The sequence below is a fragment of the Ketobacter sp. GenoA1 genome (genome assembly GCF_003671475.1).
Classification (GTDB): Bacteria; Pseudomonadota; Gammaproteobacteria; order Pseudomonadales; family Ketobacteraceae; genus Ketobacter.
The window spans coordinates 580,234-593,431 of the sequence record NZ_RCHM01000009.1; the positions used below are offsets into that span (position 1 = coordinate 580,234).

General features: G+C 52.1%; 11 protein-coding genes. 7 read left to right on the forward strand and 4 right to left on the reverse strand.

What is annotated here, in order from left to right; genetic code table 11:
• The first annotated feature begins 1 nt into the window (after position 1).
• Genes D9N13_RS03975 through D9N13_RS03990 form a run of 4 tightly spaced genes read left to right on the forward strand, consistent with a single transcriptional unit; the run spans position 2 to position 5,082 of the window.
• Positions 2–2,416 carry a hypothetical protein gene (locus tag D9N13_RS03975; protein ID WP_290586149.1) on the forward strand — a complete coding sequence of 805 codons (2,415 nt, stop codon included), beginning with the start codon at positions 2–4 and terminating at the stop codon, positions 2,414–2,416.
• A complete protein-coding gene (locus D9N13_RS03980) occupies positions 2,413–2,865 on the forward strand; it encodes a hypothetical protein (RefSeq protein WP_290586152.1) in 453 nt (150 codons plus the stop codon). The genes D9N13_RS03975 and D9N13_RS03980 overlap by 4 nt, the downstream gene beginning before the upstream one ends.
• Positions 2,837–4,297 carry a hypothetical protein gene (locus tag D9N13_RS03985; RefSeq protein WP_290586154.1) on the forward strand — a complete coding sequence of 487 codons (1,461 nt, stop codon included), beginning with the start codon at positions 2,837–2,839 and terminating at the stop codon, positions 4,295–4,297. The genes D9N13_RS03980 and D9N13_RS03985 overlap by 29 nt, the downstream gene beginning before the upstream one ends.
• A gap of 11 nt (positions 4,298–4,308) precedes the next feature.
• Positions 4,309–5,082, forward strand: a complete 774-nt coding sequence (locus tag D9N13_RS03990; RefSeq protein WP_290586157.1) for an outer membrane lipoprotein-sorting protein — start codon at positions 4,309–4,311, stop codon at positions 5,080–5,082.
• A 27-nt stretch (positions 5,083–5,109) separates the two neighbouring features.
• On the opposite strand, the gene D9N13_RS03995 is transcribed toward D9N13_RS03990, so the two are convergent.
• Entirely contained in the window at positions 5,110–6,192 is a 1,083-nt protein-coding gene (locus D9N13_RS03995) for an AraC family transcriptional regulator (protein ID WP_290586160.1), read from the reverse strand.
• A 488-nt stretch (positions 6,193–6,680) separates the two neighbouring features.
• On the opposite strand from D9N13_RS03995, the gene D9N13_RS04000 reads away from it, so the two are divergent.
• A complete protein-coding gene (locus D9N13_RS04000) occupies positions 6,681–8,099 on the forward strand; it encodes a WS/DGAT/MGAT family O-acyltransferase (protein ID WP_290586163.1) in 1,419 nt (472 codons plus the stop codon).
• Between the two features lie 190 nt (positions 8,100–8,289).
• Complete coding sequence (locus D9N13_RS04005; protein WP_290586167.1) at positions 8,290–9,471, forward strand: alpha/beta fold hydrolase; 1,182 nt, start codon at positions 8,290–8,292, stop codon at positions 9,469–9,471.
• On the opposite strand, the gene dinB is transcribed toward D9N13_RS04005, so the two are convergent.
• Positions 9,468–10,526, reverse strand: a complete 1,059-nt coding sequence (gene dinB / locus D9N13_RS04010; protein ID WP_290586169.1) for a DNA polymerase IV — start codon at positions 10,524–10,526, stop codon at positions 9,468–9,470. The two genes, D9N13_RS04005 and dinB, sit on opposite strands and share 4 nt — an antisense overlap.
• A gap of 124 nt (positions 10,527–10,650) precedes the next feature.
• Between dinB and lexA the strand changes: the two genes are divergently transcribed.
• Positions 10,651–11,286 (forward strand): transcriptional repressor LexA, encoded by a 636-nt coding sequence (lexA, locus tag D9N13_RS24215; protein ID WP_317622447.1) that lies wholly within the window; start codon positions 10,651–10,653, stop codon positions 11,284–11,286.
• A gap of 167 nt (positions 11,287–11,453) precedes the next feature.
• On the opposite strand, the gene D9N13_RS04020 is transcribed toward lexA, so the two are convergent.
• Positions 11,454–12,470, reverse strand: coding sequence for a response regulator (locus tag D9N13_RS04020; protein ID WP_290586172.1), 1,017 nt, complete (start codon positions 12,468–12,470; stop codon positions 11,454–11,456).
• A gap of 194 nt (positions 12,471–12,664) precedes the next feature.
• Positions 12,665–13,171 (reverse strand): hypothetical protein, encoded by a 507-nt coding sequence (locus tag D9N13_RS04025; protein ID WP_290586175.1) that lies wholly within the window; start codon positions 13,169–13,171, stop codon positions 12,665–12,667.
• Between the last annotated feature and the right edge of the window lie 27 nt (positions 13,172–13,198).

The following is a 13,198-nucleotide window of genomic DNA, read 5'->3' on the forward strand; positions in this document are numbered from 1 at the left end:
AATGGGCAAGATCTCATTTCGATTCAGTCAGCTGGTTCGTCGTGTTACGCAATTATGCACCCTCACCGGGTTGGCGCTGGCTTCCTCGACGGGGCTGTCAGCCGGACTGTCTCCTGCCAGTACCTGCAACCCGTTGGCGGTGGAAACCTGTGGTTTGCCCTTTCCCAGCGATGTGTTCCGTAATACGGTTGGTCGTTATAACTTTTCCAACTCCATTCTGGATCGACGCACCAGTGGCCTGGTGAGAACCCTGCTTCCGGCCCAGATTCAGTTTCCTGCTTCATTCCAGCCCGCTAATATTTTCAATGACAGCACCGGATTTTCTGCACTGGGCCCGGTGTTGTTTGAATTAAATGATTGGCCCCTAACGGATATTCCCAAGGATGGCGAAGGGTATCTGCATGTTTACAACCTGCGCACCGGCGAGCGGGTGCCCATGGTGGTGTCCTTGAGTGATGCGGCCCAGCCGGAGCGGGATTTTCGCGAGTCCAGGCCGGTGATCATCGGCTGGCCCCGCAGCCGGTTTGAATTTGGCGAGAAGTACATTGCGGTGTTGTTCAAGTCCACCCTGAATTCCGGCTATTACAGTTCATCGGATGTGGAGCTGTTCACACCCTCAGAAGGGGTACAAAAAGCGCTGGATCGCAATGCCGGCTGGTTGCTCAATTATGTGTATGGTACGCCGCTCAATGCCATGGACGACATCGGTATCGACAAGTCGGACGTGTTGTCGTTTACCTGGTTTACCGTGCGCCAGGAGCGTGAAGTGCTGGAACCCATGCAGCAGATGATAGCCACCGCACTGGCGTATCCCAACTACATGCGCAATCTGCAGGTGGCGCAATCCCTGGGTGATCCGGATTTTGGCCTGGTGACACTGAAAGGCGATATCTCTCTGGTTAACTTCAGGTCACCGGACGGTGGTGTATTCCCGCCCTATAATTATATTCCCGACCCTTCCCGCCGCGTTACCGATTTTGTTATGACCCTGCCCAAGTGGGACAAGGCAGAACCCATTCCCATTTCAGTGTGGGGCCACGGCCTGGCGAATTTCAAGGAACTGACCCGTACCGGATACATTATGGGGGATCGTCTTGGGATGGCTACCATCGCCATTGATCACCCCAATCACGGAACCCGAGTGACCGATTTTGACTCACTGAAAGAACCCCATATATCCATGGCAGTGACCTCGCCGCTTACCATCATGCAGTTGTTGGGTATGTTTGTGCAGGCAACGGTGGATCACAATGTGGTCATCAGCAGCGCCAGCAATACATTGCCGCAACTGTTGGCCAACTGGGAAAACAGCGATTACCCCAACATACCGGCCCTGGACGGCTCCCGCATCATGTTCGACGGCATGTCGCTGGGGGGCATGCTGGGGGTGGCCATCGGTGCTACCGCGCCGGAACTGGATGGTGCCTATTTGGTAAACGGGGCCGGTAGCCTGATGCAGATTTTTTCGGAATCCACCTTCTGGGACGACTTCACCAGTAACGTGATCCCGCAGAACATGAGCGGCGCAGAACTGACCTTTGTGCTGGCGATGATGCAGCACTATGTGGACATTGCCGATGGCAATAATTTCGCCCACCTGTATCGCAATCCGCCTTCCGGACGTGCTCCACGGCCCATGGGAATGCATTACTCACTGGGCGATGGCAGTTTGACCAATGACGCCACCCGGGCGTCCGCGGAGATTGCCGACCTGCCTTTGTTGAAAGAGGTTATCGAACCCGAACCCAGTCTGCGTTACGGCGAAGAAGGCCTTGACCGTTTTGAAAACGGCTTTGGCCTGGTGCAGAGTGGTTTTGGCCTGGAACTGGCGGACGAGACCTTAAACAGCTTCAAGGAATTTGATATCGGAGGTACCCTGGGTTTGGATGATGCCGGTCCGTTGGCGGGGTTACTCGGTATCACAGGGAATATCCCCGATGGCGTACCCTTTGCGGACTACATCCGTAATTATGTGGGGGATAACGATGCCGTTGAGATCGATACCATCGTGGATAAGATCTACGAAGGTGAAGCTGAAGACTTCCTGACACATTTTAACCGTGGCAGTGCGGAAGCGGTACAACGCTCCATCGAGTGGCGCTGTGAATTATTGAACCTTGATCCTGACCGGTGCTCGTTTGCCAAGGAGAAAGCGGTAGAAGACGCTGAGAACGGCAGTGTTTTGGACGATTTGATTCCCGGTGGTACAGATAACGATCCGACGGATCAGATCAACGATATTATCGACGAAGGTCTGGATAACATTGAGGTTACTGAGGGCAGCGCAGGCGCAATGGAGTGGCTGCTGCTGGTGCTGTTGGTGTCAGCGTTATGCTACCGCCAACTGTTGAGCCGTCATCAATTGAGTTTCAGACCGGTGTGGATCTCTCGCAAGCGCGCCGGGAAGTGTCCGTGACTGAAGCAACAGACAGCTGGATTCGCTCTCGCTATGGAAAGTTACTTCATTCCCCCAAGTTCCGGGTTGCCGCCGCTGCCATCGCGTCGGCTTTGACCTGGTTTTGCTGGGCCTATTGGGCCAATCGTGAGGTCCCCGAGCAGGCATTAATGTCCGGTTTGTTCCAGGGTGGAGTAAATCTACTCACCACCGCTTTTGGCAGTGCATTGCTTGAATCCCTGTTTCTTCGCTTGGGTTGCAGCTTGGGTGGGCGTGTCTGCGCAGTGGCCATTGTCAGTACCGGCTCTCTTTGCATGATGCTGGCCGCCCATTGGCTTGCGTCCACCCCCAATGTTTTATTAACCGTATTACCTGTCTATGCTGTAGTAGTCCTTTACTGCAGTTCCTACATCGCTGGCTTGCAAAAAATAAAAACGAAATATGAATCAATCGAAGTGGCAGTGCAGTAAAACCCTTACCTGTGTTGGCTTGGGTCTTCTTTTTCTTTCATTTGATCTTCAGGCAGAAATGGGCGAATTCTCCGGTTGGCTTAACGGTCAGGTCCGTTACTATCCTGAAACCGGTGAACACGTTGATGAGCAGACTTATCCCTCTGCGGCGTTCCAACTTAATTACAGTCAGGATCTGTCTGATAACGATCAGTTGATTGTGGGGCTGTTTGGGCGTGGTGACAGCGTGGATGATGAGCGCAATTATCTTGATGCCCGGGAATTTCTCTGGCTGCATTACGGTGAAGGCTACCAGTTTCGTGCCGGTGTAGGACAAGTCAGTTGGGGTGTCAACGAGCTGTTTAAGATCACCGATTTGATCAATCAGAAAGACCGGGCGGAACTGCCTCAGCAGCGTAAGCTGGGCCAACCCATGGCCTCGCTGTCATTCTATTGGGGGGATGATCTGATTGAGCTGTACACCTTATACGATGTGAGACCAGCCTGGTTTCCAGGAGAGGATGGTCGTATGCGATATCCCATTCTGGTGGATTCGCAGACGGAGGAATACGATCGTGGTGAAACCGGCCGCTGGGATTTTGCTGTACGCTGGAAAACCCGCCTGGGTGATATGGACATTGGCTTATCTCATTTCTATGGCGTAACCCGGGATCCTTATTTCATCTTCAATTACGACTTCTCCGATCCTTATCTGATTCCGGTTTACGAGAAAGTCAATCAGACATCGCTGGATCTGGTGTATCCCTGGCAGGATGTGCTGTTGAAGCTGGAGGCCACTTACCAGACCGGTTCACTGGAGCAGTTTGAATCGGTGGCGGCGGGATTTGAATACACCTTTGGCGGGGTGTTTGACTCTGATCTTGACCTGAGCTGGTATGTGGAAGCCATCTGGGACAGCCGTGACCAGATTTATGCCACGCTGTTTGACCACGATGTGGGGGTGGCGGCCCGCCTGGCGCTGAACGATGCCCGCGACAGCAATCTGATTGTGGGTGTGGTGGCGGATTACGAGTATAGTGAGGCTTTTGGCTATGTGTTCTGGACCAATAATTTTGGCCGCAGCTGGACTCTGAATGTTACCGGCCAGTATTTTATGGCCAACGAGCCCAGGCTGAATCCGGAAGATTATCTTCAGTTTCAGGCGTTGGCGGACAACGTAGAAGCCGGGGTGACCCCGGTGCCTCAGGAAATAATCGATGCCGTACTGGCCGCCTTTGCCGATACCACCATCAGTGAAAAACAGTATGAGATCATGCTGGAAAGGCTGGAGGAGATAAGGCTGGGGCAGGGTGATTATTTCAATGATGTAGACAACTACGATAACGTAGCGCAAACCATTTTTGATCTGTTAAGGACTTCAGACAATTCCCAAAAAATGAATCTGATAGAGCGGGATGGCTACATTCAGATTGACCTCTTTTATCATTTCTAGGGAGTGTAATTATGAACCGTATTATTATGTTGTTGCTGACCCTCAGCGTTGGATCGTCGCTTTATGCTGAGCCCCTGACCGGGTTGCAGGTAGTGGAGAAAGCCAAACAGAATGGCAAGGGCTTTCAGGATCTGTTGCATGAAGTCAAAATGCTGTTGGTGGATGACAGTGGTGATGTGACAGAACGGGAAATGCTTATGAAAGCGAAAACCGATAGCAACGGTGACAGCTACAGCATGTTGATTTTCACGGCGCCACAGCGGGAAAAAGGCATATCGTTGTTAACCGTCTCGGAAAAAAATGCCAGTGACAAACAGTACCTGTACCTGCCATCCACCCGCAGGGTTAAGCGCATTACCAGTTCCAATAAAGGTTCATCATTCCGTGGCAGTGAATTTACCTATGAAGATCTGTCGGATCAAAAGACGGAAGATTATCGTTTTGAATTAGTGCGGCAGGAACCCTGCGGTGAGCAAACCTGCTATGTTGTGGATCGTTTCCCCAAATCCGATGATTCCAGCTACAGCAAAACCCAGCTTTGGATTGATGGTGAGTATTTCCGCCCGATTAAGGCGGAGTTTTACGATCGTGACAAGCAACGATTGAAAACCATGGAAACCCGCGGTTATGAACTGTTTGAAGGGCAGTACTGGAATCCCAAAGAAGTAGTCATGATCAACCATCAGACGGGTAACAGCACCAAGATGCTGTCGGTTTCGTTAAAAATGAATACTGGCCTGCGCAATTCCGAGTTTACCGAACTCGCCATGCGCAACTGGCGTTGATATCGGCGTCTGAATAGGCTGGGCAGCTTATTCAGACGTCTCCAGTTCCCGGTACAGGTTTTCCCATTCTGCCTCAAAATCGTGGCGGTTTGTTTGTCCCTGTTGACCATAGTTCTTCTTGAATTCCCGAGGTGATTCCCCTGTCCATTTCTTGAATGCTTTGCTGAAGGCCGATGAATCACAGAAACCCAGCATCAGGGCGATTTCGGTAATGCACTTATCGCTCTTGGTCAGATAGTTGATGGCAAATTCACGACGCAGTAAGTCCAGCTCATTCTGGAAATTGGTTCCCAGGCTGTTCAATTGACGGCGTAGAGTTCTTCCACTCATGCCCAGTTTGCGTGCGGCCGTTTCCAATAATGGAAAGGCCCCCGCACTTTGAATTAACACCAGGCGTAGCTTCTTGGGCAGATAGTTCAGATTGATGGGCGGCACCGTTTTCAGAAAATCCTGCTCAGCCATGCGTGCAATACCTTGATTGGCCAGTAGAAGTTCCCGGCGGGCCAAGGCTTTGGGAACAGCGAATTCGCAATGTTCGGCGTTGAAACGAATTTTGCAGTTGAAATAACGCCGATAGATTTTTTCATATTCCGGCGCGGGATAGGGGAAAGATATATGATCCGGTTCGTATTCTTTGCCCAGCAAAAACTTCAGAATGTTTTTGAAGTTTACGGTGATCGATTCAAAAAAGAAGTGTGAGAAGGGCGCCAGGGAGATGCACTCAATGATGCGAATACCAACCGTGTTTTCAGCTTCGTAGTATTCCATGGTAAACGGAGGAAACGCTTTTTCACATAGGCGGCAGGCAGCTTGCAGGCATTCCGCATACGTTTGTTGCGCCATAGCGGAAACGCCGGCCATACCATGACAGGTCAGCCTCATCTGATGGCCAATGGCCAGGCCACCATAGGGCATTTTCAGCTCGGTTATGCCTACCTCGATCAAACTCAAGATTTCATTGAGGGTAAACGGTCTTGGCGTTTGCGCAAGACTCTCCAGATCTACTCCAGATTTCTTGGACAACTCGGCGCGTTTTAACCCCAGCTGCTCAGGAAACTCCAGATAGGCTGATATATATTCAGGCAGTACTATGGGTGTGTCTCTATCCATAATCTTGTTCTTGTTTTTTGGATTTCAACGTTAAGTATATGAGGAACGGGGGGTTACATATTACAGGTTATGTGTATGTTCTTGGTCATTCTGTGTCTCTATTTAGTTACAAACAAGCTGGCCTAGGCGTGAAGTGGACCAACAACACTGTTGAACAGGACAATTCGGCATCTCGTGCTAAGAGGGATTATATTGGATCTGGATCACTTTTTAACGTTCTGATTTGATTAGATATTAACTTTTATACATTGATAAAGAAGCTTGTGTTGAATGCGGTTAGGTAATGGTTTTTTTTGACCGAAAATTACAATGTGTGGTTGTGTTGTGAGTGAAAAGTCCGTCACTTATTGATCTGAGACTATACAGGTTAACCCCCATAGCGCTAATGTTCCCAACGAATAACGCATAAGAAGCCGTTGCAGCGGCCTGTGACAATGGGAATGTCTATCAGCTGGCCACCACCTGGCAGCCTATACGAGGTAGTCAACATGAAGAATCTTTCCTTACTGGACGACTTGTTTCTCTGGTTGGAACGACGCCATCAACCTATGCATGTGGCAGGGTTGTTGATATTTGAATACCCCAAAGGGGCACCGAGTCATTTTGTCAGTGATCTGGCCCAGCAAATGCGCGACTGCACCGCGCCCACTTATCCGTTCGATCAGCGTTTAGTGGAACGTTGGCGGGGCAATTGTTGGGATCATGATTCCGCGTTTGATATCAATCATCATTTTCGTCATGTGGCGCTGCCTCGTCCCGGAGGTATTAAAGAGTTGTTTTCGTTCATCTCCATAGAACATGGCAACCTGCTGGATCGCAGCCGTCCATTGTGGGAGAGTTATCTGATCGAGGCGATGAATGGCCGCCATTTCGCTCTGTATACCAAGGTGCACCATTCTTTGCTGGATGGCGTATCCGCCATGCGCACCACCATGAAAATGCTGGGTGATGATCCGGCTCAAATGAATATGCCCCCGGTGTGGCAAATGCCCCTCTCCCCCCGAGCGCAGGAAGGAAAACCGGCTGAAGGTATTCTGTCTGCCCTGAAAGTGGCGGGGTCGTTGGTTGGTGGTCAGATTGCCACCGTACGGCCAGTGGCCAGTGCATTGTACAACACCATCAAGGCGGCGCGGGCCAATCCGGAGTACGCCAACGTATTCAAGGCGCCCCAATGCCGCCTGAATCAGCCCATTACCGGCTCACGACGATTTGCTGCACAGTCGTTTGAGCGGGCTCGTTTGAAGGCCATTGCACGGCAAACCGGGTCTACCACCAATGACATTATCCTCGCCATGTGTGGCTCCGCTTTACGGCATTACCTGCAATCCTATGATTGCCTGCCCAAGCAACCTCTGGTGGCTATGGTGCCGGTGTCGCTGCGCCGGGATGACAGTATTGGTGGCAATCAGGTGGGGGTGATTCTCGCCAATCTGGCCACGCATCGGAAAGGCAGTCTCAACCGGCTCGAAGTGATCAAGCAATCGGTGGATGAAGCCAAGGAAAAATTCCACCGCATGTCCAAGGAAGAGGCCATTAATTACACAGCGGTGACCCTGGCACCCAGCGGTTTAACGCTATTGACCGGTCTGATACCACAATGGTTGGCGTTCAATGTTGTTATTTCCAATGTGCCGGGGCCGGAAAAGACCCAGTATTGGAATGGCGCCCGGCTGGAGCGGTTCTACCCGGTGTCTGCCATTGTGAATCATATGGCGCTGAACATTACCATTATCAGTTACGAGGACCGGCTGGAATTCGGCATTGTGGGTTGCCGGCGCACGCTACCCAGTATGCAGCGCCTGCTACAGTATCTGGATGATGCACTATTGGAGCTGGAAACCGATTTGGGAATGAGCCCACCACCCAAGCGCCAGAGCAAGCGGGCCAAGCAAGCCCTCTCGGAGTAGCCTGATCGGGAGCACTTCGTATTAAGTGATTGGTTGTACTCACAAAATATAGTTCAGTTTTTACTGCAACCGCCGGATTTGCGCCGCTATACCGGGCTGTAACCGCGAATTGTTAACTAAATTCATTTCTTGCCAATATCGAGTCTCTCATTTACAGTGCACATATGTACACAGCAAATGAGACCTCAATATGAGCGATTCAAGCCTGTCTGCGACGCCTTCAGCGCCGCGCACAAAAAAGGATAAGTCACACCTTTCTCCGGCCCACTGGTTACTTGGGTTGTTTTCTTTGTTCCTGCGCTCTGGTGGCGAGCTGACCCGGGTGGTGGGCGAAATGCATCATACCTGGCGGGATACCCCCCTACCCTGGGATAAGCAGCACCAGGCGGACCTGGACAAGGCGCCAAAAGCGTACCTGCTGGTAAAGCTGGTCTTGGAGCACGCTTCCAATCAATTGCATAAGGCGCTGGAGCAGGTACCCACAGAGCGGGTTTCGCAACCCTTGCACCGGGTGCGCAGTGCCATGAATGGGGTGTTTGGGGACAAACTGGAGGAATGGGATCATCCTTTGGCACTGACCATGGAGTGTGTCGATGAGCACGGCAGTGATGTGTCGTTAGCAGCATTACAGACAGAGAGTGATCAAGGAGTGGTTCTGTTCATTCATGGCTTATGTTTGAGTGAAAGTGATTGGCAGGGCCCGGATAATCGGAGCTTTGTGGCCGCGCTGCGGCAGCAGGGCTTCGGTGTGGCCTGGTTGCGCTATAACTCCGGCTTACCCATCTGGGAAAACGGTTCGGCACTGGCGCAATTGCTGGCTGCCCACTGGCGCACCGATAACGGGAAGCAGTTACGTATGATCGGGCACAGTATGGGTGGCCTGTTGATTCGCAGCGCTTGCCATGTGGCCCAGAGCGAAGATCAGCCCTGGTTGCAGGCCTTAAGTCACGCAGCCTATCTTGCATCGCCCCATGATGGCGCCCCGATGGAAAAAATAGGCAATATGGCAAATTCCATTCTGGGTGTGACACCCTATGCCAGACCCTTAATGGCGCTGGGGAATATTCGAAGTCAGGGTATTCGCAGTTTGCGTCACGCTAATATCAGTGAGCCTCTTGACCAGCCTCATGAGCAGCATGTGTTGCCATTCCATGAGGGGTGCGAGCATTTACTGCTGGGCGCCCGCAAGTTTTATGAGCCCGGACAGAGATGGTTGGGGGATGGGCTGGTACCGGAAGAAAGTGCGATGGGCGGCCCCCATTTTCCGCAGCAGCATCCCAGAATCAAGCGCTCCATGCTGGATGATGTGGGGCACATCACTCTGTTACAGGATGCCCGTTTGTACGCAATGCTTACGGACTGGCTGCGCTAGAATTCAAAGGCGATCTGGTTGTGAGGTGCCGGTTCGTGCTCCTGGAAGCGGACACCCACACCCAGCAAGCGCACCGCCATGGCTTTGCGCTTAAAGGCCTGATCAAACAGGCTCCGGTAGGTATCCAGTGACGGATTGCCCTCACAACATTCCATTGTGGTGCTGGTAAAGTCTGAAAACTTCAGCTTCACGAAGGCTTTCTTGATAGGGTGCAAGCCCCCGGAGCGCTGCAAGCGTTCTTCCAGCTTCTGCTTCAGCTCCGGTAGTTTTTCCTGGCAGGAAGCGATATCCGGCAAATCATTGGGGTAAGTGTGTTCCACACTGACCGATTTGCGGCTGGAGCGTGGCTGTACCGGCCGTTCGTCAATGCCATGGGCCAGCCGGTATAGGTGCTCGCCAAAACCGCCGACTCTATCAATAAACTCAAACCGTTCATAACGGCGAATATCCGCGCAGGTGCGAATGCCAAGGTTATGCAATTTTTGCGCAGTGACCCTGCCTACACCATGCAGCTTTTCCACCGGAAGTTGCTGAATGAAGGTGTCGGTTTTATGGGGAGGAATGACGCAGAGCCCATCTGGCTTGTTCCAGTCACTGGCTATTTTTGCCAGAAACTTATTGGGTGCGACGCCGGCTGACACGGTTATGCCCACCTGCGAGCGAACCTGTTTACGGATGGCCTCTCCCATGCGGGTGGCACTGCCCCGGTAGTGGGGTTGCTCAGTGACGTCCAGATAGGCTTCGTCCAGCGACAATGGCTCAATGGTGTCGGTGAACATGCGAAATATGCGGTGGATCTGCTGGGAAACCTCTTTGTAATAACCGATGCGCGGGGGCAGGATGATGAGCTCCGGGCACAGCCGGCGCGCGTGAGCCGACGCCATTGCCGAGCGCACGCCGTATTCCCGCGCTTCATAATTGCAGGTGGAAATTACGCCGCGTCGCCCCGGATCGCCGCCCACCGCGATGGGGCGATGCCGTAAGCTGGGGTCATCCCGCATTTCCACTGCCGCGTAAAAGCAATCGCAGTCGATGTGTATGATTTTTCGATTCATGGCACGGTTATTTTTTCAAAAAAATCTTTGCCAAACCCACTGGGTTAATATACTGTAAAAGTATACAGTAAAAATGATTTGGGGAAACCCCCGTTCTGATCCCCAGGGTTGAGGAGAAAACATCATGAAATCCACCGCTTCGTCCAGTGTCCACAACAGCTCCCCCTACGTTGCTCAATTGTCAGATGTATCCCTGTCCCATGCCCAGTTGATGCATTGGGTTGCAGAGTTTCACGCTGAACGGGGGCGCTGGCCGGATCGGGATCAGGTACAGGGCGCCCCGTTGTTTGAGGCTGATTTGTTGGCAGACCTGCAACGCTGGAGCCTGGTGGCCTGGGATGCGGATGAGTGTCTGGTGGCGGTGGAGCAATGGGTCACTTTGCCGGTGGTTGGGTCGGTTGCCGCCGGTGTGCCTATCGAAGCCATTGAGAATCATCAAGGTCAGCTGTCACTGCCGCTCAATATGTTCCGTGAACGTCCCACTTACTTATTGCGGGTTCGAGGCGACAGTATGAAAGATGCCGGAATTCTGGATGGTGATCTGATCGCAGTCCGCAAAACCGACAATGTGGGAGAGGGCAAGATCATCGTGGCCCGGGTGGATAATGAAGTGACAGTGAAGCGCCTGAAGCTGGCAGGCAGTCAGGTGGCGCTAATGCCGGAAAACTCCTGTTATGAACCGATTATGGTGGCGCCTGAAGCGTTGGTGGTGGAAGGTTTGTTCGTCGGTGTTATTCGTGAGCGCAACCGGTTGCATTGATGGCTTGGTATTGGATTGCTCTGTCTGATGACTTTGTTTAAATGATTTTTTAACAATATGGAAAGGTTTCTCGCGCAGTAAAATCGACACCCATCAATTTTTACTGCCTCGTTAGGCTGCAGCCCACTGCAGCCTTTTTTTTTGTCTTTAAAGCGCCTGTTTGAGATTTAAATCAGGCTCAATACAATGGCGGTAATGCCACACAGCAGTCCGGCCAGGCCCAACATTTTTCCGGTGTTGATTTTGCTGCTCAGCGCTTCGGTCATCTGCTCCTGAATGCTGATTTTGAGATCCCCCAGTTCCTGTTGCGCCACATCCTGAGCGACGGAACGGCTAATGTCTTCAGCGGCTTCTTTGGCAGCTTCACCGGCGGTCGCCGCAGAGGTGAACTGTGCGACCTTTTTTACTTCCTCAATTAATTCCGGGGCAGGGCGGCGGGTGGCTTCCAGTGCCTGTTCGATGGTACCCCTACTGGAGTCCACCAGGGCGCTGACCTTTTTATTCACCTCTTCCAACCGACCATCAATCAGTTCTGCGGCCACGCGTTGACTGATGCTGGTGCCCTGTTCGCGAATCTGGTTGTCCATGCGGTTGTTGAATTCCGCTTTCAGGTCCGATTTGGCCCGCTCCAGCTCCAGCTTCATTTCGTCCAGAATGGTGGAGCGAATGCTGTCGGAGAGGCTTTTCTGGAATGATTCGAATTTGTCATCCAGCACCTTGCGTACCATATTCTCAACCACCCGGGCACTAACGCCCACACTTTGTGATTGTGTGGGTTTGGCTTCGGCGGATTTGGCCTCTTCTTTGGCCGCGGTGTTGGGGTCCAGCCGGTTCAAAATGGCCGCCAAGGTGGCCGCTGGCGCGGGCTTCGGCAGAATGGCGTAAGCACCAATGGCGATGGCCTGCTGTGCGTAGTCATTGCCTTCTTTGGATGTACACATGATGACCGGAATGTCTTTGGTATCCGGGTTGGATTTGATGGCTTTGGTCGCCTCAAACCCATCCATGCCCGGCATCAGGTGATCCATAAAGATAATGTCGGGGGAGTTGCTGGACAGGTAATTGAGTGCATCACCGGCAGATTCCGCAAAATCCGTTTTGATATCCTGCTGTTGCAGTAGTTTCTTCAACGAAAAACGGGCAGATTTTGAATCATCTACCACCAATGCATGTTTGATTGACATGGGCACTTCTTCTTAAGACGCATTGACGAAAAGGGCATACCATCCAGTATATACGGAAATATAGTTTCTGCCCGACACAGCTTGGATATAAATTATTGTAAACTATGACAAAGCTTGCCATAGCGATGTGCGCTTTTGTGATTTTTTGCCGTTCCCGGGGTTGGGAAAGACCCGATTTACAGCGTTTTGCGTCACTATGGCCAGGAAATCAGCACTATCAGGAGCGCCGTACCGGCAATCAACGCCGGAAGGCTGATCCAGGCTTCCGCACGGGGGCGGCCGGCCACACGGTACCACCACCTGCCCGTAGGGTGTTTGTACACAGTAGAAGTGGCCAGCCGCTGGTCGAGCTCCAGCTGGATACGCTGCTGAAAAGCCTGTTGTTCATCGTTTATATCCTGCAACAGGGCATCCATCTTTGCGGTCATGTATTGCCTCAGCTCCAGGTTCATCTGATGAATTTTGCTGTCGGTGACCGTATGCACAAGGCTGCTCAGGGCGCCTGTTGGGGATGCATTCTGTATTCTGTCATTTTTCTTTACGAAATCCTCCAGTTCATGGAGCAGTTCGTCATGCAGAGACTCAAATTGACGTTCGATATCGAATGCAAGTCGGTCTTTCAGGGAAGACAGTTTCCGGCTGAGGGCCGGGTCTATATCATCCTGCGGGGTTAGGCAGGGTGTGGATTTGGGTGATTTCATAACCTGAGTGCCGTTGTTTTTGTTATT